At 61.8% G+C, this 19,186-nt stretch carries 38 protein-coding genes; all 38 read right to left on the bottom strand.

Annotated elements, in window-relative coordinates; all coding sequences use genetic code 11:
- Positions 1 to 4 precede the first annotated feature (4 nt).
- The 38 genes from AQY21_RS20520 to AQY21_RS20350 all read right to left on the bottom strand — a co-directional run bounded on the left by AQY21_RS20520 (position 5) and on the right by AQY21_RS20350 (position 19,181).
- The gene (locus AQY21_RS20520; protein ID WP_058099450.1) at positions 5 to 616 is read right to left on the bottom strand and encodes a hypothetical protein; all 612 of its coding nucleotides are present in this window, start codon (positions 614 to 616) and stop codon (positions 5 to 7) included.
- Entirely contained in the window at positions 616 to 924 is a 309-nt protein-coding gene (locus tag AQY21_RS20515) for a hypothetical protein (RefSeq protein WP_058099449.1), read from the bottom strand. The genes AQY21_RS20520 and AQY21_RS20515 overlap by 1 nt, the downstream gene beginning before the upstream one ends.
- An 86-nt stretch (positions 925 to 1,010) precedes the next feature.
- Positions 1,011 to 1,763 (bottom strand): N-6 DNA methylase, encoded by a 753-nt coding sequence (locus AQY21_RS20510; RefSeq protein WP_058099448.1) that lies wholly within the window; start codon positions 1,761 to 1,763, stop codon positions 1,011 to 1,013.
- The gene (locus AQY21_RS20505; protein ID WP_058099447.1) at positions 1,760 to 2,008 is read right to left on the bottom strand and encodes a hypothetical protein; all 249 of its coding nucleotides are present in this window, start codon (positions 2,006 to 2,008) and stop codon (positions 1,760 to 1,762) included. Before AQY21_RS20505 ends, AQY21_RS20510 begins: the two co-directional genes overlap by 4 nt.
- Entirely contained in the window at positions 2,005 to 2,313 is a 309-nt protein-coding gene (locus tag AQY21_RS20500) for a hypothetical protein (RefSeq protein ID WP_058099446.1), read from the bottom strand. Before AQY21_RS20500 ends, AQY21_RS20505 begins: the two co-directional genes overlap by 4 nt.
- 86 nt (positions 2,314 to 2,399) lie before the next feature.
- Complete coding sequence (locus tag AQY21_RS20495) at positions 2,400 to 2,696, bottom strand: hypothetical protein (protein ID WP_058099445.1); 297 nt, start codon at positions 2,694 to 2,696, stop codon at positions 2,400 to 2,402.
- 170 nt (positions 2,697 to 2,866) lie between these two features.
- A complete protein-coding gene (locus tag AQY21_RS20490; protein ID WP_058099444.1) occupies positions 2,867 to 3,046 on the bottom strand; it encodes a hypothetical protein in 180 nt (59 codons plus the stop codon).
- 5 nt (positions 3,047 to 3,051) lie between these two features.
- The gene (locus tag AQY21_RS20485; RefSeq protein WP_058099443.1) at positions 3,052 to 3,387 is read right to left on the bottom strand and encodes a hypothetical protein; all 336 of its coding nucleotides are present in this window, start codon (positions 3,385 to 3,387) and stop codon (positions 3,052 to 3,054) included.
- 48 nt (positions 3,388 to 3,435) lie between these two features.
- Positions 3,436 to 3,678, bottom strand: coding sequence for a hypothetical protein (locus tag AQY21_RS20480; RefSeq protein WP_058099442.1), 243 nt, complete (start codon positions 3,676 to 3,678; stop codon positions 3,436 to 3,438).
- 52 nt (positions 3,679 to 3,730) lie between these two features.
- Entirely contained in the window at positions 3,731 to 4,006 is a 276-nt protein-coding gene (locus AQY21_RS20475) for a DUF4031 domain-containing protein (RefSeq protein WP_058099441.1), read from the bottom strand.
- Positions 4,007 to 4,040: 34 nt separating this feature from the next.
- Entirely contained in the window at positions 4,041 to 4,193 is a 153-nt protein-coding gene (locus AQY21_RS29085; RefSeq protein ID WP_161906081.1) for a hypothetical protein, read from the bottom strand.
- Positions 4,190 to 4,492: a hypothetical protein gene (locus AQY21_RS20470; protein ID WP_058099440.1), complete on the bottom strand. Its 303-nt coding sequence runs from the start codon at positions 4,490 to 4,492 to the stop codon at positions 4,190 to 4,192. The genes AQY21_RS29085 and AQY21_RS20470 overlap by 4 nt, the downstream gene beginning before the upstream one ends.
- Positions 4,485 to 5,246, bottom strand: a complete 762-nt coding sequence (locus AQY21_RS29185; protein ID WP_058099439.1) for a hypothetical protein — start codon at positions 5,244 to 5,246, stop codon at positions 4,485 to 4,487. The genes AQY21_RS20470 and AQY21_RS29185 overlap by 8 nt, the downstream gene beginning before the upstream one ends.
- Positions 5,247 to 5,313: 67 nt before the next feature.
- Positions 5,314 to 5,502 (bottom strand): hypothetical protein, encoded by a 189-nt coding sequence (locus AQY21_RS20460; protein WP_058099438.1) that lies wholly within the window; start codon positions 5,500 to 5,502, stop codon positions 5,314 to 5,316.
- Entirely contained in the window at positions 5,499 to 5,738 is a 240-nt protein-coding gene (locus AQY21_RS20455; RefSeq protein WP_058099437.1) for a hypothetical protein, read from the bottom strand. The genes AQY21_RS20460 and AQY21_RS20455 overlap by 4 nt, the downstream gene beginning before the upstream one ends.
- Positions 5,739 to 5,862: 124 nt before the next feature.
- Positions 5,863 to 6,165, bottom strand: coding sequence for a hypothetical protein (locus AQY21_RS20450; RefSeq protein ID WP_058099436.1), 303 nt, complete (start codon positions 6,163 to 6,165; stop codon positions 5,863 to 5,865).
- Positions 6,166 to 6,191: 26 nt separating this feature from the next.
- Entirely contained in the window at positions 6,192 to 6,395 is a 204-nt protein-coding gene (locus AQY21_RS20445; protein WP_058099435.1) for a hypothetical protein, read from the bottom strand.
- Positions 6,396 to 6,718: 323 nt separating this feature from the next.
- Complete coding sequence (locus tag AQY21_RS20435) at positions 6,719 to 7,018, bottom strand: hypothetical protein (RefSeq protein ID WP_152988298.1); 300 nt, start codon at positions 7,016 to 7,018, stop codon at positions 6,719 to 6,721.
- The gene (locus AQY21_RS20430; protein WP_058099432.1) at positions 6,978 to 7,325 is read right to left on the bottom strand and encodes a hypothetical protein; all 348 of its coding nucleotides are present in this window, start codon (positions 7,323 to 7,325) and stop codon (positions 6,978 to 6,980) included. Before AQY21_RS20430 ends, AQY21_RS20435 begins: the two co-directional genes overlap by 41 nt.
- Positions 7,312 to 7,593, bottom strand: coding sequence for a hypothetical protein (locus AQY21_RS20425; protein WP_058099431.1), 282 nt, complete (start codon positions 7,591 to 7,593; stop codon positions 7,312 to 7,314). The genes AQY21_RS20430 and AQY21_RS20425 overlap by 14 nt, the downstream gene beginning before the upstream one ends.
- A complete protein-coding gene (locus AQY21_RS29425; protein WP_203416591.1) occupies positions 7,590 to 7,751 on the bottom strand; it encodes a hypothetical protein in 162 nt (53 codons plus the stop codon). The genes AQY21_RS20425 and AQY21_RS29425 overlap by 4 nt, the downstream gene beginning before the upstream one ends.
- Positions 7,748 to 7,993 carry a hypothetical protein gene (locus AQY21_RS28795; protein WP_152988297.1) on the bottom strand — a complete coding sequence of 82 codons (246 nt, stop codon included), beginning with the start codon at positions 7,991 to 7,993 and terminating at the stop codon, positions 7,748 to 7,750. Before AQY21_RS28795 ends, AQY21_RS29425 begins: the two co-directional genes overlap by 4 nt.
- Positions 7,994 to 8,000: 7 nt before the next feature.
- The gene (locus AQY21_RS29080) at positions 8,001 to 8,162 is read right to left on the bottom strand and encodes a hypothetical protein (protein ID WP_161906079.1); all 162 of its coding nucleotides are present in this window, start codon (positions 8,160 to 8,162) and stop codon (positions 8,001 to 8,003) included.
- An 84-nt stretch (positions 8,163 to 8,246) separates the two neighbouring features.
- Complete coding sequence (locus AQY21_RS20420) at positions 8,247 to 8,897, bottom strand: hypothetical protein (protein ID WP_058099430.1); 651 nt, start codon at positions 8,895 to 8,897, stop codon at positions 8,247 to 8,249.
- A complete protein-coding gene (locus tag AQY21_RS20415; protein WP_058099429.1) occupies positions 8,894 to 9,229 on the bottom strand; it encodes a hypothetical protein in 336 nt (111 codons plus the stop codon). The genes AQY21_RS20420 and AQY21_RS20415 overlap by 4 nt, the downstream gene beginning before the upstream one ends.
- Before the next feature lie 131 nt (positions 9,230 to 9,360).
- The gene (locus AQY21_RS20410) at positions 9,361 to 10,161 is read right to left on the bottom strand and encodes a hypothetical protein (RefSeq protein WP_058099428.1); all 801 of its coding nucleotides are present in this window, start codon (positions 10,159 to 10,161) and stop codon (positions 9,361 to 9,363) included.
- A gap of 322 nt (positions 10,162 to 10,483) precedes the next feature.
- A complete protein-coding gene (locus tag AQY21_RS20405; protein WP_058099427.1) occupies positions 10,484 to 11,035 on the bottom strand; it encodes a hypothetical protein in 552 nt (183 codons plus the stop codon).
- Positions 11,036 to 11,059: 24 nt separating this feature from the next.
- Positions 11,060 to 11,275 (bottom strand): hypothetical protein, encoded by a 216-nt coding sequence (locus tag AQY21_RS20400; RefSeq protein WP_058099426.1) that lies wholly within the window; start codon positions 11,273 to 11,275, stop codon positions 11,060 to 11,062.
- Positions 11,276 to 11,532: 257 nt separating this feature from the next.
- Positions 11,533 to 11,943, bottom strand: coding sequence for a DUF6283 family protein (locus AQY21_RS20395; protein ID WP_058099425.1), 411 nt, complete (start codon positions 11,941 to 11,943; stop codon positions 11,533 to 11,535).
- 22 nt (positions 11,944 to 11,965) lie between these two features.
- Positions 11,966 to 12,190: a hypothetical protein gene (locus tag AQY21_RS20390; RefSeq protein ID WP_058099424.1), complete on the bottom strand. Its 225-nt coding sequence runs from the start codon at positions 12,188 to 12,190 to the stop codon at positions 11,966 to 11,968.
- A gap of 137 nt (positions 12,191 to 12,327) precedes the next feature.
- Entirely contained in the window at positions 12,328 to 12,597 is a 270-nt protein-coding gene (locus AQY21_RS20385; protein WP_058099423.1) for a Txe/YoeB family addiction module toxin, read from the bottom strand.
- Positions 12,594 to 12,863: a type II toxin-antitoxin system Phd/YefM family antitoxin gene (locus AQY21_RS20380; RefSeq protein ID WP_058099501.1), complete on the bottom strand. Its 270-nt coding sequence runs from the start codon at positions 12,861 to 12,863 to the stop codon at positions 12,594 to 12,596. The genes AQY21_RS20385 and AQY21_RS20380 overlap by 4 nt, the downstream gene beginning before the upstream one ends.
- A 109-nt stretch (positions 12,864 to 12,972) precedes the next feature.
- A complete protein-coding gene (locus AQY21_RS20375) occupies positions 12,973 to 13,272 on the bottom strand; it encodes a hypothetical protein (protein ID WP_058099422.1) in 300 nt (99 codons plus the stop codon).
- Positions 13,269 to 13,526 (bottom strand): hypothetical protein, encoded by a 258-nt coding sequence (locus AQY21_RS20370; RefSeq protein ID WP_058099421.1) that lies wholly within the window; start codon positions 13,524 to 13,526, stop codon positions 13,269 to 13,271. The genes AQY21_RS20375 and AQY21_RS20370 overlap by 4 nt, the downstream gene beginning before the upstream one ends.
- Before the next feature lie 82 nt (positions 13,527 to 13,608).
- Complete coding sequence (locus tag AQY21_RS20365; RefSeq protein ID WP_058099420.1) at positions 13,609 to 15,642, bottom strand: hypothetical protein; 2,034 nt, start codon at positions 15,640 to 15,642, stop codon at positions 13,609 to 13,611.
- Positions 15,643 to 15,665: 23 nt separating this feature from the next.
- On the bottom strand, positions 15,666 to 16,757 hold the full coding sequence (locus AQY21_RS20360) for a hypothetical protein (protein ID WP_161906077.1): 1,092 nt from the start codon (positions 16,755 to 16,757) through the stop codon (positions 15,666 to 15,668).
- 47 nt (positions 16,758 to 16,804) lie between these two features.
- Positions 16,805 to 17,554, bottom strand: coding sequence for a methyltransferase domain-containing protein (locus tag AQY21_RS20355; RefSeq protein ID WP_161906075.1), 750 nt, complete (start codon positions 17,552 to 17,554; stop codon positions 16,805 to 16,807).
- A 7-nt stretch (positions 17,555 to 17,561) separates the two neighbouring features.
- Positions 17,562 to 19,181 carry a ParB N-terminal domain-containing protein gene (locus AQY21_RS20350; protein ID WP_152988295.1) on the bottom strand — a complete coding sequence of 540 codons (1,620 nt, stop codon included), beginning with the start codon at positions 19,179 to 19,181 and terminating at the stop codon, positions 17,562 to 17,564.
- Positions 19,182 to 19,186 lie beyond the last annotated feature (5 nt).

Genomic DNA, 19,186 nt, shown 5'->3' with positions numbered 1-19,186 from the left:
AGGCTCAAACGATGACGGCCCCGAGACACAAAAAGGGATATGGCTCTAGCTCCCCATACGGCGCGAGGGTGTCTCCAAGGTCTACGTAACGGCATTTGATTCCGTTGGACGTTCTCTCAATCCCGTGCCCATCCTGAAAGAAGGACGAGCTAGAAAACTGCTCATACGACAGCGAGGCGGTCCCGATATAGAAGTCCCGGGCTGTCGTCGGGATGTTTACGATATTGCCGGGGTCTACCATATAGGTGTCGATTACCGCAACCAAATCCCGAGCGGTGCTGAACGTAATCAACCCGTTCTGGTCATATACCTCCATCCCGTATGGCTCTGCCGGAACCCCGCTCATGTCTCGGACAGCGCGGGCGGTGGTGATACGCAAGGTGGTCCTATTGGATATGTAGCCATATTGCGGATCGTAGGCCACCCAGTCCCCGACTCCCGGCAGATAGATGAACGGCATTCCCATGAAGTTATTGTTGGTCTTCCCGTATCTATATGAGCCGACCCCTATCGCAGTTCCGGTCAAGGTTACCTGTTTCCAGACCTGAAGGGAGGCGGATTGATCATCTATGACGACTTCGTTGTTCTTGTTCTTGATGAGAAACCCGTATGCCATCAGGTGAATTTCCAGTAGTCGATGCGGAAGTTTTTTGAGTTATTGTCCCCGCCCCGCCACGTCACGGTTCCATTCGAGAAACGCTGGAAGAAAGGGGGTTCCTTGTTGTCTAGCGCCTCAATGGTGACGACGCTATTCGCTTTGGTGAGATTCTGCCCCGCCGGGGCATTATACGCGCCGGTATACGAGTAGGGATTGGTGACGTGGTCATTGACACCAACGATATGGGAATAGACCCGGCGCGGAGACCGAATATCTCCGAGGTCCACGAACCCTGCCGTCGTCCTGATCTGAAACCCGTATGCCACCGCATCCTCCTTTCGTTACACCCTTATACTACATCCTTGATTGTTGGTCAACCGATTTCTAGCATAAGGGTGCAACTTGTTGCAACTCACGCCACCTTGTCGATCACCACCAGACAGGTGTTCACGCCAGTTCCGCTCTCCTTGAAGGAGCCGTCGGGCAGCGGCTCGATGACGCCACCCTGCCCGTCCACGAAGTCCCTGAAGCTGGCCGCCTTGGCATTGGTCCGAAACATCACCGATGCCGACATGATCGCCACCAGTCTCCCACCGGGCGCGAGGAAGTCGAATGCGTGCCGGACATGGTCGATGTCCGCCTGCTTGGCGAAGGGCGGGTTCATCACGACGCGGTTGTATTCCGGCTCGGCCTCGCGTTCGAGGAAGTCGCCCTCCGCGACCGGCTGGATCGGGTCGAAGGCATCGCGCAGGTGCGCCGCGCGCTTGGGATCAAGCTCGATGCAATGCACCGCCCGCGCCCCGGATTCCAGCGCCGCTGCAACCAGACGACCAGTCCCGGCGCTCGGTTCGAGGACCAGATCACCAAACTGGATGTCGGCCCGCGCCGCCACCTCGTATGCCAGCGCCTCGGGCGTGTCGAACTGCCCGAAGTCCTGCTTGTTCCGGGTGTATTCGCCGGTCAGAAGGATCGGGTCCAGAATGTCTGCCACAGACTCCGGGAAGACATGCGCCTTGTCCTTGCGGCTCCATTTCCCGCCGATGGCTTCGAGCACCTTGTTGGCCTCGGTGTAGACCTTGCGCTCAAGCTGCCCGACCAACACGAGCTTGTTGCCGTCCACCTGCGCGGCTTCCAGCACGTCCATGATGTGACGTTCGATCTTCATGCGTCTTCGCCTTCCATCTCGAAATTGTCGCTGCGCCAGTGGAAGTGCAGCGCGTTGCCCTCTGTCAGCGTCACAGCGGCGCAAGGCGGGGCAACATCGCTGCCGTGGATTTCCTTTGCCCGGGCCACCGCCTGCTCGGGGTTCGTCGCATATTCCTTCATCGGCCCGAAGAACTCGCACCAGATGACGGCGTGAATGGGTTTGGCCTTGTCCGCAGGCGGATAGGTGATGTCTCGACGCCTCATTGCGTCCTCTCCTTGTTGTTGCCGGTCGTGAAGTTCCAGATCACCCGACGGCCTCCCCGCTTGCCGAAGCGGAAGAGCACAACGTCATCCGTTGCGGTCATGCAGAGCAGTTCGACGCTGTGCGCGTCGGGGTTTTCTCGGAGCAGCCTGCGCGCCTTGATCGGTGCAGCGGGGAAAAGGTTGATCGCCTTCAGCGCCACCTCATCGCGGTCGAAAGTCTTCCGGACCTGCCGGATCATGTGCTGCGATACGTCGCCATAAGCGCGATCCGTGACTGCGGGAAAAATCGGTGCAACCTGTTGCATCGTTGGGTCTCCTTTCCTCTCTGACCCTTATGTTATCTCATTGATTACTTTCTTTGTCAACACATATGTAAACCGGGCCGGTCTTTTCATTGACCCTTGATGACGGTTCCATCCTTCAGATAGACGACGCGGTCAGCCAGAAGCCACAGGAAGACCGGGACCAGCCGGTCCGGGCGAGAGGCGTCAGAAATGTCCAGAAGAGCCGGAGCGAAGTGCCCGCGAACGGTGACGTGATCTGGCTCCTCGCTGATCAGGAAACGCGCATCGTCTCCCGTGAACCACGTCTGGTCCCCTGCCCTGTTCCTCTGGCGATGCCGATCCCGCTGGCGCTCGGCCTCGATCCAGTTGTCTCGGGAAAAGGTCAGTTCGATGTTGTGCTCCATGGCTCGCTCCCTGTGCTCGCTGCGCGTCTCATGCGGCAGGCCGTGGAGTTCTGCAACCCCAGATGGACGACGAAAAAGGGCGTGCTGCGGCCCGCGCGAGCAGGAGCAGACCGTAGCACGCCCAGTCTTCCAGCCGCCGCAGGCGAACGGCGACTGGGCATGTGGCGGGGCTATCCGATAGACAGCACGACCACGAAACCGAGCCAGACAGCAGCGAGGGCTGCCGGAGCGAGGGCGATGATGCGGATGGCCTCGCCAAGCGTGACATCCGCCTGACGGATGATTGCGGCAAGCATCACCAGCGTCAGGGTGACCGGCGTGGCGAGGCAGAGGATGGCGTCGAGGTCCATGGCTATCACGCTGCGAAGAAGGCTTGGGTGCGGTCGGCCTGCGCTGCGCTGTTCGTCTGGGCGCGGGTCCAGATCGGCGAGGAGGCCACGAGGTCGATGCTGACGTCCTCGACACCCTCCTCTTCCAGCCAGTCGCGCAGAACCGCAAGGCTGCACTTCGAGAGGCGGCCCGTCACCTCGGACCAGATCAGGCTCTCCACGAAATAGCTGATTTCCTTCAGGGCTTCGGTGGCGTCGGTGAAGGTTCCGATCTTCACCTTGTCGCCGATCCGATAGACCGCCACGGCCACGGTGCCGGTGGACTGGGCGGTCGGGACGCAGAATTCGGTCATGGCGTTCATGTTCGGGTCTCCTCTATCTCTGACCCTTACTTTATACGACATCCCTATTTATTCGTCAACACTTTTGTTGGTGGTTTGCCCGTTTTCTTTTGCAACGGGTTGCATCGCTTCCCAGAGAGACAGAACGTCTCTCCCGGCTCGGGTGATGCAGTAGATCATCGTCCAAGCCTCCCTGCCCTTCAGATGGTGGCCGGTCTCCGGGTCGAATGCCTTCTCGATCAGACGGTGTTCCAGCAGGCCACGGGCCACCCCGGCTTTCAAGGCGACGCAGCCCTCTGCGTCCTGCCTCATGGCGCGAAGCGCCGCGATCCGCTTTTGAGTGGGACGCAGACCGTCCCCCGGCTTAGGCTTTGCACACATTGACCTTCTCCCTTCGTTCGCGCAAAAACTGGGCCAGTTGGTATCGTGTGACATCGACAGCGCCTGCGTCCAATGCGAGACGCCGCTTGCTCTGGCAGATGTCGAAATGCTCGTGAGACGTTCCGGCCTTCTGTATCCATTTTCGGGCCACGCCGATCCGGTCGGCCATGGCGAGCAGTTCCTCGGACGTGTCGGCGACCATGTGCGACATGAACATGCCGCGATACGGGGCGCGTGCGCAGTCCACATAGACGGCCATCAGCGCCCCTCCGATGCGATTTTCATGGTGCCCCTCATACATAGGTCAGCGCGGCAGCGATCAGCGATACCGGCGCGGAGATGATTGCCGCCAGCGTGAAGCCCAACACCGCGCGCATGGCCGCGCGGCTGGTCTCAATGTGAGGCTCCGGGTTGCTCCCGGTGTAGTGCTCGACAAACAGGCTCATGCGCCGTCTCCTTTCGGCCTCCGAGTTCGGACTTCCGGGGCCTTCACAAGGCGAGCAGCCCGGGCCTTGGCAGCGCGTTCGACGCGCTCGACATAGACTGCCTCGTGTTTGTCGATGGTTTCCTGCCGGAATGCCTCGGCCTTTCCGATCACGTCTTCCGGAGACGATCCGATGAATAGCATCGGAACAGCGTCATACGGGTGGAACCGGGCAACCGCCCTGCCCTCCGCAGCGCCCACGCCGACAAAGACATGGATTTCCAGATCACGAAACGGGTGATGGGCCTTTCCGTCAGCCATGGACACTCTCCTTGGTCCGGTTCTGGTAGGCGACAGCGTCTTCGCGGCGGTCGAACCATCGCAGTTCCCGATCATCCGCCTCCCCGTCCCCGTCGGTATCCAGATGTTCCCAGACGACGAATTTGCTGGGGCCACGCATCAGCGTGGCGATCTCGACCGGCGCATCGTCCGAACCACGATCCAAGATATTGCCCACCAGTTCATGCCGATCTCCCCAGACATGCGTGACATCCCAGTCGGTCGGATCGTAGCAGTAGTCCGGTTCAGCCGGGACCGACCCCTTCGGAACGGAAACACTCCGGATCATACCGACAACTTCGCCGCGAGACGTCATGGAGCGAAGCTGCGGCAGCACCGACTTCAGGATCATGCCCTGCATCCACCATGCACCGGCAACGAATGCGTCGTCTTCCTGCGTATCGGCGGTGGCGGTCGGCTCGTCCCGCAGAGCCAGCATCATGGCGAGGTTTGCGACATCGACGCCATCGCCTTTCGCCATGTGCTCTCGAAGAAGTTGCCGGAGATGTTGTGCGGGGCAGTCCTCGGGACTATCCCAGCCGCTCCGACCCTTGACCTCGCGCGCGTAGCGCAGCTTGTCCTTCATCATCCGCGCGAAGCGATCCACGGCGATGTCGTCCGGGTGCCGGGTTGCCTCTTGCTGCGGCCCGAAAATGCGGTTGGCCTCGCTCTCCGGTCCCTGCCACGTCCCACGCCCGATCTGACGGGTGACCAGCTTGTCAGTGGGTTTGTCCATCGTCTCAATTCTCCCAGTTCTGCAACGGGTTGCGGCGTTGATCCGCGCCATGACCCAGAATTGCGGTTTACTTCCGGTTTTCAGATCGGTGGATCATCACCAGCAAAGCAAGGCACAGAGCCGACAGCGTGAATGCGGCGACGATGGCCGGGTAGACCCCGAGAACTGCCTTCATCGCTTCGAGCGCGGCGATCACCGCCCCGGCTGTTGCGGTGGCAGCGACCGCGACAGCCCCCTGCGCATATCGGCGGCTCATCTGCCCACCTGCCAGCGGATCAGCAGCAGGCCACACAGGCAGACCAGCGACAGGATGCGGGCCACCTCGAACGACCCCGTCAGGTAGGTCAGAACAGCCGAGATCACCACGAGCAGTCCTGTGATGATGAGCAGTCCTGTGATGATCAGGATGTCGGCAAAGGCGTCCAGCCATTCGCGGCGGCGTCGCGATCTGCGGATTGCGTCCGCTAGGCGCTTTTCGTCATCGTGTTCCATCGGTTCCTCGTCTCTGACTTCATCAGACTAGGTTAACCTAGATTATTGGTCAACACATTTTTAGATAAATCGAATGCAACCCGTTGCAACTGAAAAGGCCGCCCCGAAGGACGGCCTATCTGGTTCACGACCAGCGCGAGAACGGACTGACCAGACCATAGATGCGCGCGGGATCGGGGACGGCCTCGCGACTGCGGTAGCTGGCATCCTGCAAACGGGTGCCTTTGTCCATACATCGGGCCGTCAGGTCCGGGTCCGGGGCAAGGATCGGCGCGGTGACCTCGACCTCGACATAGAGGACCGGGGCCGTGAATTCCCGTTCCAGCGGCGCATAGGCCCGCCCTTCCGTGGGCAATGCCAGCGCCAGCATCAAGCCGAGCAGCGCACCGAGAAAGGGAAAGGTCAGGTATCGGAAGTAGGCGCGCATGGCGACCTCCTCTGTGGTTGCGGGGATCAGTCTTCCGGCTGGGCCGGGGGCACGGGCACCTCGAAGACGACGTCAGCCGGATAGACGTCGGTCAGTTGCCCGTAGGTGAAGGAGGCGACGACGCCGCCGTCTTCGTTGTAGAAGCGGGTGCCCGCGCCATCGGACTCGAAACGGTCGGCGGTGATGGTGGCCTGCGCCCCGTCGGCCCGGATAACCTTGAAGTTCGCCATGATGATTTCCTCTGTCTGGCAGGAACGGATCGCCACAGCTTAGCGGAAACGTCGCGGGCTACAAGTGTTTGCTGATGCAACCCGTTGCAACAGGGTCAGCGCCTGTCCGGGGCCGAGTAGAAACGCTCGCCCGTCTCCTCGTGCCGACGAAACGTCACGTCTCCCGTGCGATCATCAACATGGAAGGAATGCGTCCACGCGGACCCGATGATGTTCCCCAGCACCCTGTCCGCCGGAGTGAACCAGACGTCATTGTGGAAGATGCTGGGAATGCTCTCTTCCAGTGCCCCGCGCTGGACCGTGAACCTATCCCCCGGCTGCATCTAGGCGACGACCTTGCAGACCTCGTGCAGATAGGTTCCCGGTTCAGCGGTGATGCCCGAGGCTGGAACACGATTTGCCCGGGCCTCCATCTCGGTCAGGATAGCCGCCGGGACCAAATGCCTTGGCAGGCGGATTGTCTTCGGAGCCGTCGATCCCATGATCTGGTCGCGCATCGCGGCGAAGAAAACGTCCTCCGTATCCGTTCCCATAGCCATCTTGTAGGCCCGGATGGCGAGGTCACGGGGGACGTCGATGCGGTCAAGATGCTGGCTGCGGCGGTCGTTGGCGGACTCGGACAACGGGAACCTCCCCTGCTTGAATGATCTGAACCGGCAAGCCGACTGCCTCTCTGGCAGCCACGTCAGCTTGCGTGAGGTTTTTCCCCTCGGCAATGGCCGTCAGCATGGCGAGGCGCGCGTGCTCGCGCTGGTGATGCACCTCGTAATACTTGAGCTTCGGTGTCGCGCTCTCTGCCCGGTCCCCGATCATCTCGAAGATCACCTTCCAGACCCCGCGCGCCTGCTCTTCCGTGCCCGGTGTGCGCCGCAAGATGTCCAAGGCGCGCTGTTGCGCCTCGGCCATTTCCATCGGCTTAGACTTCGCCATCGGCCTTCTCCTCGGTCTTCCACGACACCGCGTAGCCCATGTTCTCGGCAACCATCCGGTCCCGCTCATCCGGCTCTCTGGGTTCATCCCCGGGCATCAGTTTCGACGTCGCCGACACGTTGGGGTTGTCATCCCGGCGGATCAGATACATGCGCGTCGGATGCTTGCTGATATAGTTGATGTCCACATCGACAGCCTCTTCAAGGTCCACCTCGAAGTCATCAGCGTCGATGATCTCTTCCGCCTTGGCGATGTCATAGGCGCTCATTTGAACAGCGCCCGCAACAGACGCCCCGTGAGCTTGCCCGCGACCCGACGACCGATGCGGCGGGGAACCGCTCCCGGTTTCTTCGAGGTGAGAGCCTGCACGTCCCCGAGACCACGGGCGAAGGCATAGAGGAAACTGCGAAACTGGTTGATGGTCATTTGAACCGTCCTTCCTGATAGTGGAGGCTTTCCGCCGCCCAATAGATGTCCCGGCCATCGACCTTGATGCGCAACAGCGGCGCTCCGGCGACATGATAGGCGCGTGGGTTGTCCCCTTCTTGCAGCCCCCCATAGCTCATGTCCCAGACGTGATCGTATCCGGTGATACCTCCCGGGCGATAAGGTCCGTCGCCTCGGTTGTTGACGATGTAGAGACCCTTGTCGTCTTTGCGGACTTTCATGCTTCCCTCACAGCAGACGTTCGATTTCGTTGTCGGTCAGGTCGCGAAGATAGACCAGCCGGGTTCCACCGTCGCGCAGGATCATCACCGTGCGCTCGCCGTCGATCTTGCCTTTGAAGTCGCGGGGCATCTTGCGGTAGATCGTGTTCAGTTTCTGATCACGGGTCATGTCTGGGTCTCCTTTCCCTCTCTGACAAGACCTCTATACCTATTACTAGTTTCTTTGTCAACACGAATTTGCAACGGGTTGCAACTATTCCTTGGCGTCTGGTTGTGCCCGTTCGAGGACGGATTGCACGAGGGGCCAGCGACGCTCCCGTGCCAGTTCATGCGCCTCGCGCAGGGCCTTCTTCAGACGGCGGTTCTGGGCCACGACCTCTTCCCCGGTCAGGGGTGATGCCGCGACGAATGCCTTGGCGACTTCGGTCACGTCCTGCCCGGCTGCGACAGCCTTCACGATGCCGACGATCAGGCACCTGTCCGCCTCTGCCTTGCTGAAGATGACGCCCGGGATGGTCTCCCTGCCCCACTCGGCAGCTTTGACGTAGCGGTGGTTGCCGTCCACCAGCAGATGCGAGATCGGCGGCTCATGGTCGAACTCGGCTTCCATCTCGACATAGATCACGGGGAACGTCAGGTCGGCGGGCGAGATGCGCGCAAGGCGGTGTGCCTCGACGCCACGGCGGTCGCGGACGATCTGCGCGAACTCGGCGTCTACCGGGGTGTCCCAGACCTCCTTGGAGCGGGCCATCTCGATCATCCGCTCGATGTGCCAGACCCGGACAACCCCCTTGTCCGAGACATGGGTGAAGGTGGTCAGGGGGCCGGGCTGAAGCAGGGTGCCGTCCGTATAGGTCAGCCTCCCGGCAAAGCGCGGGGCGTTGGGCGCAAGGTTCGGGATCATGCCGTCACCCCTGCGAAAACCCAGTCGGTCGGATAGTCGCGGCGGGCCTTCAGCTTGATCGTCTCGACCACCGGGTTGCCGTCAGCGTCTTCGTCCACGACGATGTGCATGACCGTCTTCAGAACGCGGGCCAGTCGCGCCGCTTGGTTCGGACCGACATAGACCACGCGATCCATCTCGGGGGCGAAGTATTCGGGGAAACCCGCGCGCTCGGCGAACTCGTAGAAGGTGCCTGCCCCGCTGGTGGCGCAGCCGAGGATCAGCGGCAGGTTGACCCGGCCAATGCGGCGCTCGGCGCGGACTTCGTTGTTGGTGTGCGGGGCGTAGGCCATCTGGCGGTCTCCTTCTCTCTGACAAGTTAGTTATAGCAAACCCTAGTTTGTTCGTCAACACATTTATGCGCCACAGATGCAAAAAGACCGCCCCGAAGGGCGGCCCATGCTGTGCAACGGGTTGCATCAGGTCAGTCGTGATCGGCAACGCCAGCGTCGAGGCCCTTGGCGAGGACGTCCAAATCGAGCTTGACTTCCTCGGTGGTGCGGGTGAAGCGGACGATCCGGCTCTTCAGGATAACGAGATAGCTGGTCATCACGTTGCCTTGGGCGGTCAGGTCTTCCTGTTCCGCGATGGACAAGAGAGCAAACGCCTCGGTCTTCTGGAAGGCGCGCAGCTTGTCGAGGCGTTCCGTGAGGTCGGCCCATTCCTTCCATACCCTGATCTGGTGTTCCTCGAAAGCGTAACCATTGAGCGGGAAATGCGTGAACCCCAGCTTGCCCGCGCCGTCGTATTCCCGGATGGCCCGGTTCCCCACTTCGATGGCAAACCACCCGCCGTTGCTGCGATACAGCCCACCGATCCGGTTCGCGACGATACGCCCCTCGGCGATGACAGCGCCATGCGCGATGGGTGTCGCTTGCTTGCTGGCCCAGACCATGTCTCCGGAGGTGAGCGCCCCAGCCGTGATTTTGGGCGATGCCTGCGCAGTCTCTTCCCGGATCGGCAGCGGCTTGGTGACAGCCTTGATAGCGTCCATGACGCCGTGCTCGATCTGGGTCATGGCGAGAGCCTTCAGCCGACCGATCTCGCTCACCTGCATGAAATGCGCAAGATCACTCTCGGCGCTGGAATGGTTCCGCACGGGAATGGCGATCTGGTCATTCAGCAGGTCGATCAGGGCCGCGCCCTTGCGCTTGATCTCGTCCACGAGCGGATTGCCCGAGGGGTTGTGCCGAACGTCGATGCGGAACTCTCCGAGGGTCTGCATGGGCGGTCTCCTTGTTGACAGGTGCCACCTTTGTAGCATTTGGAAATTAACCTATCAACAAGGATCGGTTGCAACGGGTTGCACGAAATACCCGAAGCAACAGACGTCGGCCTCTGCGTGCAGGGGCGGTCGCTTGGGGTCTCGGATATATGCCTCGGTATCGGTCAGCGTGTGTTTGACGATCCAGCATCCGCGATAGAGCACGTTGTCCGCCATGCCCACCCGGGGGAAGTGGCAGGGGTCTTTGTCCCCCACCGTCTTTGCGAATGCGCAGGCGCACGGGTATGTGTCGATGCGTGCCATCCAGACGCCCTCTCTCTCGTCAGAAGTTGTAATCGTAGAATTCGCGGGCAACATTCTCGATGAACATCGCGCCACGCCGCTCCCAGCCGCGCTTGGTCATGCGGATGGTGATCTCGCGCTCGGCGTCGATACCGCCGAAGAGCCACGTCTGCTCCGACTGGTTCTCACAGTGCCCCGCGAAGCCGCCCGGGGCGATCTTCGGCTTCCACATGGGGTCGGCCTGCACGTTGACCTTGTGCAGGGTCACGGTCTTGTCCGTGCGCCGGACCTCAACCCACGGGTATGCCTGCGAGTAGCCCTTCTCGGTGAAGTAGGTGTGCCCCTCGGGCAGGCCCTTGATGTTGGTGCGCGTGCAGATCGTGCAGGTGGCCGTGGGCGGTTCCATGAGGTTCGCCAGTTCCCATCCGCTGGGCATGGCCTCGTTTTCGCGCTTGGCGGGGATGACGACGTTTCCGCCCAGCATCCCGGTCGGCCCGGTGGACACATAGACCGTGCCCCCGAACCGGAAGGTGTCCCCTTCCTTGATGTCGGTCAGGGGGATGGTCTTGCCGTTGGTCAAGATGGTGGTCATGTCGTGATCTCCTCTGGGGTTCGATTACGCGCCGACGGTCAGGACGGCATCTTGGAAGCCCTCGGCGCGAACCGCGCGGCGCACCCATGCGCAGGCTTCGCGGTAGGTCATCGCAGGGGTGAAGATCATGCGGGCCGCATGGCCGTGCGACGCTTCACGGGTGAAGGCCCACATGCCCTTTCCGCGCGGGGCTTTGCCATGAGCGGTTTCGTATGCGCGGGTCTCGATGCGGATTGCCATGATCTAGTTCCTTTCCCTCTCTTGATGATTACTTATCCCATATCCCAGTTTCTTTGTCAACAGGAAAAGTGCAACGGGTTGCAATTACCATCCGAGAACCGCACGGGTGACTTCAGCGAGCCACGCCCCCACCTGCCTTCCCCATAGGGTGTCCATCAGATGGGCGACCCCTATCACGGCGATCAACAAGAGAGCGTGCCGAAGCCCGCGCGTATGTGCGATGATCGCTCCTGCCAGCATTCCGAGGACGAAGATGATCATTCGTCTGCCCACTTCACGCCCGAGAGACGTCCGATCTTCCGCATCAGGGCCTTGGCATCGGGTCCGGGGTTCTCGATGTCCCGCATCCCGTGCTCTGCCGCCTCGCGTCCGCTGCCGAAGGTGGGGATGTCCGACTGGTAGCCGTAGGCGCTTTCGTCCACGGGGTTGAACCGCAGGGCCAGCAGATGGTCCGTGTCGTGTGTCTGCAACCAGCCGCCGCACAGACAGCCGTCCCGCTGATGACACATGAACAGACCTAGTGCCCCCGCTTGGAGTTGGTCCATGGTGCTCCCGTCGTATTGCGGCAGCTTGGCGTATTCCTCTGCGGCCCAGACGCCCGAGGGAACGTCCTTCCGATAGGGGCACGATCCGCAGGGGCGCTTGGGTGGCTTTGGGAGGTCGGTCATGCGCCTTGGCTCCTCTATGCGGTCACGAGTGCGTCTTCGGGACAGCAGTCCCCCAGATTTCGTTGGCCCATTTGCCGGTGGCACGCCAGTTGGCGAGCGGCTTGGCCTTCAACACGGCGATCTCCTCACGGATGCCGGGAACGCGGCTGAACAGCGTCGGGTGCTTCTCCCAGCGGGCGGCCCGATCTTCGAGGCGGGCGATCTCGGCCTCGACTTCCCTTGCGGCGTCCTCGTAGCGGTTGGTCATCTGGTGATCTCCTTCTCTACGGTCATTTATCTCATACCGTAGTTTCTTTGTCAACAGATTTCTTCGCCTTGAGTGCAACGGGTTGCAAAAAGCCGCCCCAGAGGACGGCTCTAAACAGGCTCAACGCGGCGATCTGGTCAGTAGTGATAGCGCAAGGACGCGATGCGCAGCACCTGATCATCCCCCTTACCTGCCACCTTGTAGACGAAGCGGTGTTCACCGTCGATCCGGCGCGACCAGTAGCCCGAAAGGTTGCCCCGCAACGGCTCCGGCTTCCCGATCCCCTTGAAGGGCTGGCGGCGGGTGGCCTCGATCAACTCGTTGATGCGTTCCAGCGTGTTGGTCTGGGGCTGCTCCTGCCACCACAGGTAGTCATCCCACGCGCTCCGGTCGAACAGGATGTTCATGCAGGCTCGCCCTCGGGCTGGATCAGGGCGTGTTCTTCCCCCTCTCCCGCTTCGAGGCGCGCGATGGATTCCATCAGGCGGCGGGCGTTGTTCGGGCTGCGCAGCAGGTGCAGGGTCTCTTGGATCGAGTTGTAGTCTTCCAGCGACATGACCACGGCGGCTTCCCGTTTCTTGCGGGTGATGATCACGGGGTCGCGGTCGTTGATGGCGCGGTCCAGCACATCCTTGAACGAGTTCCGCGCGTCGGTATAGGTGATGACGTCCATCGGCGTGCCCTCCATGGCTTGCAACTTGTTGCACCATATATGCACAGAATTCTGGTCATGTCAACGGGAATGACAGGATTCTGGACAGATGCGGTGCAACGGGTTACAATCAGTGCCGAGGCGACAGGGTGACAAACAACCCAGTGTGCGCCTCGAAAACGTCTTTCAACTGGTCATGGTAGACTCCGGGCACCTCTGCCACCGTTCGGCACTCCCCGGCGCGGACATTCAGGAACTCCATGCGGTAGGTGTCCGAGGGGTCCAGCGTGATCCTGACGTGTGAAACCCTCTTGGGGTTGCGACCGATCCGCATGGTCAGCCGGTCTTCCCCAGCCACGAAGTCCTTGGCCCCGGTAAGGAGGGCGAACTGTCTCCCCCCGAGTTGCTGGATCAGGGTCTGGTGGTTCATGCCGCCTCCTCCACCGCTTCGGCCCAGATCGGACCGCAGACATGGTATGTGCGACGGTTTCCCCTCCCGCTGTCGAGGGCGATGAACACGCTGTCCGAGAAGTCCTGCATCCGCGCGAAGCCGATGATCGTGCCCATGCCGAGGGTTCCGAAGGGGCGGACGCGCTGACCGAGCGTGAGGCCATCCAGCGCCGTGATCGAGGTGTCCACGCCCATGCGGCGCAGTTCGTCTTTGGTGTAGGTCTTGGGTGCCATGGGGTTGTCTCCTTCCGTCTCTGACACCCTCTTTATGCCATGATCCAGATTCTTTGTCAACAGCCTTTGCAACATGTTGCAATTATCTGCGCGAGCGGTCCCGCGCCACCTTCACCGTCTCCCTGCGCACCCGGAACCGGGGGACGGACTGACCATGCGGATCGCGCTCTGGCTCTCCCCGGTGGTTCTCATGCCAGCCGTCCTCGCTGTCCTGATCGAGATGGATGCCGGTGCGCACGATCCGAGACCGCAAGGCGTTCGCCACCGCACCCGCTACCCCATCCGACACGTCCTTGGTGCCGCGCGGCGGGTGATCGACCTTGTTCTTCTGGGGGTAGAATTCAAGCGTGCGCAGTTCCACGCTCAACAGTTCGCAGTCGGGCTGGATGTCGATCCGATCCTCATAGAGCGCGTCCCGGAAGTCCTCATAGGGAACCGGACTGGTGTCCAGAGACAGGGCCTTGGCGCGGATGCCCGCCTTGTTCAGTGTCTGGATCGTCTCCCGGCTGTCGAAGCCGTCGAAGCTGATGCCCGCGATGTTCAGACCGTAGACTGCAACCAGTTGCATCACCCAGTTGCGCACATCGGCAATGTCGATTTCGGCCACGGCACTGGGCTTGATCCCCACCGCCAATTCCACCGTGAACTTGGGCAGGCTGGCGGCGATGCCTTCCACGTCCCCAACCGGGGATGCCACGAAGCCCTCTAGGGCGACCATGCCGATGCCGCACCTGTCCTTGTTCCGGGAAAGGTCAACATGCACCCAGCGAGGCTTGCGCCTCTGGGCCGGGGACAGCCGCATCAAGTAGTCGCGGTTCAGAACAGGCATCCCGTCGGTGGCAAGCTCGACGTCGTCCTTCTCGACCATGGAGGGGATGGCACGGATGATCCCCCGGTTGATCGCATCCACGATCTTCTGGCGCTTCCGGATGAAGGGGCTGATCGCATCCGTGGCAATACCCACGATGTCGCGCAGGGCCGCATCCGGGTTCTTCTGGAAGTCGGGCTTGTAGGGCATGGGGATGTCCATGATCTGCGCGGTGGCGGGGTAGTGGACCCCCGGCAGCATCCCCTCCTCTATGACCGTGGTGCCCTGTTCGTCGTTCCCCACGGCGATCTGGAAGGTGCCTCCGAAGAGGGCGGGGTCGTTGAACTTGGGGTTCACATGAAATTGCGCGTGTCGGAAGTGGATCACGTTGGGTTCCTCGAACTTGATGGACTGGTCGATGCGTCGGTCGAGGAAGTCGTCCTTATAGCGGGTCGAGGATGCGGCCACGATGCAGCCGATGGAGATGCCCCTTGTGGTGAAGGAACGCTTGCGGCGGCGTGAGATGTTGGAGTAGGTCTCCTCGGCTTGGTCGAACTTGCCTCCCAGTCCAGCGGGTCCGGCGGCCCTCTTGGAGTTCTCCACGATGGTCATAAAGTTGACCTCATCCAGCAGGGCACCGCAGACGGCTTGGCCGAGGATGGATTGCAGGCTGGCGAGGGCTGGGATGATCCTGATCTCCTGCTCCATCTGAAGCTCCCCCTCGACGTATTTGTTGAAGGGGACGTGCTTCTGGAAGTAGCGCATGTTGGTGATGGCATTGCGCAGGGGCGTGTAGATCACCCGCTTGGTTACTGTCGGGGATACCGATTGCAGCATGAAGACGATGGGGGTGGTGGGCGACAGGCCGAAGAGCTTCTGGGGCTTCTCGAAGCAGGTCAGCATGTAAGCTTGATACATGATGGTTGCCGAGCCGGTGAAGGTCTTCCCGGTGCCGGTAGCCCCCCCAAGGTAGACCTCATGCACGGCAGGCTCTCCGGCCATGACATCGGGGTTCATCTCGTAGACGTCCTGCTTCAGCGCGGGCCAGATGTCGTATTCCACCCCGCCGAGGAATTCGTTGCTCTCCATGAACTCCTCTATGGTGACCGGGAGATGCTTCATCATGGTCAGCCCGTGGACGAAGGCGGGGTTGCCGTGGACGATCACCTGTTCTGCGGCATGGGTGGCGATGCGGGCCAGTCGGGAATGCGGACCCCCTACCCCTTCGGCGTTCCGGACAAGGCGCTCGGCGCGGCGCATGAAGTTGTCCAGCATCTCCTGTTTCAGACGCGGGTCTTGAACGGTCATCGCGACCTCCTCTTTGTCTATGGTCAGATCAGGCGCAGATCGTCGTCTTGCTCTGCTTGGCGATCACGCTTGGGCGTGGCCGGATGATCGTCGGTGCCCAGCAGCCCGGCCACCATGGACATGACCTCCTTGCCGAGTTGCTTGGCGCTACCCTCGATCTCGTCTTCCATGTCGGCGCTGTCCGGGATGTAGCGCGTGTTCTCGTAAAAGCCGGATGCCTGAAGGAACCTGTGCTTGTCGGCCTCGGCATTCAGAGCCGTGCGCAGCGCGTGGATGCGGGTGGCGGCGGGCGTTGTCTTGTCCGGCTCCGAGGCGATCTTCATCGCCATGGCGCGGACCTCGTTGTAGAAGCCCATGGTCTGCCCGGCCAGCCCATAGATGTCGATCTTCTGGGCTTCCTTGCGCATCCGGTCGTAGAGGGTGACGCGCCACGCGCGGATCGTCTTCACGCTCACGCCGAGCATCGTCGCAATCACGTCGAGCGGCAGGCCGCGCAGCAGCAGGCGATGCAGCAGTTGCAGCTTATATTCTTGGGCGTATTCCGGATAGTCGCGCTCGACATGGGTGAGGCGGGCGGCGGGCGTATTTTCCCCCGGCGCTTTTGCAACTTGTTGCAAGTTCTGGCGCAGGAACGGCGGAAGCTGCACCGGCTCCCCGGGTCGCTCCTCGATCTGCGGGGCATAGCTCTCCGGCGTCGGGAACGCCTCATCGAGCGAGATGGGTTCAGCCGACATGGCCGCGCGACCGATCTCTTCGTCTGCGGCGTCTCCGGTGATGTTCCGGGGCGAGATGGCTCCGGTGTTCGCCCTGATCTCGGTCTGGATACGGCGGATGTCGCGACCATCGGTGAAACCGCCGTCAGGTGTCAGGCGGCCACGCACCTGCGGAGACGCCGTTTCCGGGTCAACCTTCGGACGGGTCTCGCGACGCTCTTCGGTGATGCGCAGGCCATTGCCATCGCGATAGACCCCTGCCCCGGTTTCACTGGGCACGAGGCTGGGGTGAGGCGCGCTTGTTGGCGTGCTTTCTATCCCCCGTCCAAGAGGGCTTGGAACTCGCTTGGGGCGCGGCGGTCGCTGGCGGGCGACGATTTCATCCCCTCTGTCTCTGGTCATTCGCTGCCACCGTATCCACGGATTGCTGCGAGGCTCTTTCGGGTCGGTCACTTCACCGCCACAAGACCCCCGAAATTGAACATCTGATAGAGGCCGGTGATGTTCTCGACCTCGAACCCGGCCAGCACCAGCGCGTTGACGGCTTCGGCGCGGCTCCACGGCCACATGGCCCCCTTCAGGGCGGTGCTCTTCGCCACGATCTCATCGGCCATGTAGCCGTTGTCGCGGCGGAAGTGCATGTAGGCGCGCTGAAGAGCGGGCGGAACCGGCGAAGTTGCAACGGGTTGCACGCCCGCGTGCTGCCACTTCTCCATCAGGAACAGCACGCCCCCCGGGGCCATGCGGTCATAGGTCTCGGACAGCAGACGGACGCGAAGCTCGTAGTCCGGCAGGAACTGAAGGGTCCATGCCCAGAGCGCGACGCGCACATTCCGCATGTCGGCGACCGGCAGCCCGTCACCCTCGAAGTCCACCCGACGGAACCGCGCCCAAGGGCAGCGTTCCGAGGCGATGTCCAGCATCGGTTGCGAGATGTCACAGCCCCAGTAATCGACCAGCGGTTCATCGAACCCGGCACGCACGGCGCGCAGGCCACGCCCGGTCGAGACGCCGAAGTCCCAAACCTGATCACCGGGATAGACCGCGACGTCCCGGCAGACTTCGCGCACCATGTCGTAGACGTGCTCATAGAGCGGCAACGAGCGGCGGGCCATGTTGTCGAAGATCGGCGCGACCTCCTCATCGAAGACGAAGCGGTCAGGGTTCTTGGGAATGTGACGCCCGGTTTCCAGTTCCACAGCCATATCAGTTCTCCGGCTTCTCGACTGCCTTGATCTTGGTGAAGTCCACCCGCAGGCGCTTCCCGAAGGCCGCAAGCGCGCGCTCGGCCATGCCGAGGCTGCGGCCACCGTCATAGGGCAGATCGAATTCGTGCATAATCGCCGCCTTCAGAACCGGCAGGCTGACCCGCTTCGGACAGGCGGCGCGGAAGGCGTGCGACGCGCTGAAATTCTTGACCCGAACCTCCTCGAAGAACACCCGCAAGTCGGCCTCAAGCTCGGTGAGCGAGTGCAGTTTCTGCACCTTGGGCATGACGTTGATGTCCCCGAGGATGATGCCCGGCTCGTAGTCCAACGGGAACAGGGTCTGGGCCGCCTTGACGTTGCCAGTCTCCGGGTCCACGCGATTGATCGAGCGGTTCAAGTCCTTGGCCTCGACCGCGCGGGCCGTGCCGACAAGTTGGGTCTTCACACCGCAGAGCGAATGCGCCATCGCCAGCAGGCACATCCGGTCCCAGCGGAACGGCACCGAGTTCAGCACGGCTGGCAGCGCCACTGTGGAATACTGAACGCCGCTTTCGATGTCGGACAGGAACCGTTCGGTGAGTTTACGCGCGAGGCCGAGGCTCGGGCGGTTCTCCGGCGTATCATCCTCCGGGCATTCCTTCGGATCGCGCCAGTCCAGCGGATAAGGCTCCCAGTCCGAGATGAAGATGCCGCGCTTCTCCATATATGGCCGGGTCCGACGCTGACCCGCGCCCAGATCGCAAATCGACTCACCGTAGTTCTTGCGGAAGCGGTGCCAGAAGTCTTCCTTCTTCGCCATGGAAGCGTGCGAGGGCTTCAGCACCCAGTTGTCAGCGAGAAAACGATAGGCAGGCAGCAGGCCGGGAACGATGGTCTGCGCCCGACGGAACGCGCCGAACCGAAGCTGGTCGGCATATTGGTTCTGCATCGTGAAGCGCATCGAGATCAGGTTCAGCAGGGCGTCCGAAAGCTCGCCCTCTTCGTCCTCGATAAAGACGACGGGATATTCGGTCAGCTTGTGCTTGCGGTATTTCGACCGACCAGACCGCTCGGCTGCCGCGATGGCGCGGTATTTGCCGTTCACGATCCGACCGGACTTGGTCATCACCACCGGCATGACGATGCCGCGCGACAACAGCTTCTCGCACATGGCGACCGGCTGGGCTTCATAGGGGATGTCCACCTGACCCACGACGTCAGCGACCGGGACCATGACCGGGTTCATGCAGCGATAAAACGCCTCGGTGTCCGGGTCACGATCCGGGACGGCGTCCGCCAGACGGACGACATTTTCCAGCCCCAGCTTACCCCAGAGTTCGTTGCTGTCGTCGTCGGCGCGCATGTCGTTGGTGGCGCGGTTGAAGACGAGGTTCACGTTGCGGGTGAACTTCTCATCCAGATCGACAGACTCGACCGGGACGTGGTTGCAGCCCAACATCATCGCGGCGGTGGACCGCTGGTGTCCGGACAGCAGATGTCCCCCCGTCGTGGTATAGAGCGGCAGGATGAACCCCAGCTTGCGCAAGGACATCTTCAGAGCCTCAAGCCGTTGGGCGTCAGCCTCGCGCGGGTTGTATTCGGCACGCTCGATACTCGACAGGGGGACAAGCTGGGGCATGGCGA

Source organism: Paracoccus sp. MKU1 (assembly GCF_001447385.1).
GTDB lineage: Bacteria > Pseudomonadota > Alphaproteobacteria > Rhodobacterales > Rhodobacteraceae > Paracoccus.
Note: the sequence above shows the minus strand (reverse complement) of the source record. Positions and strands in the feature narration are given on the sequence as shown.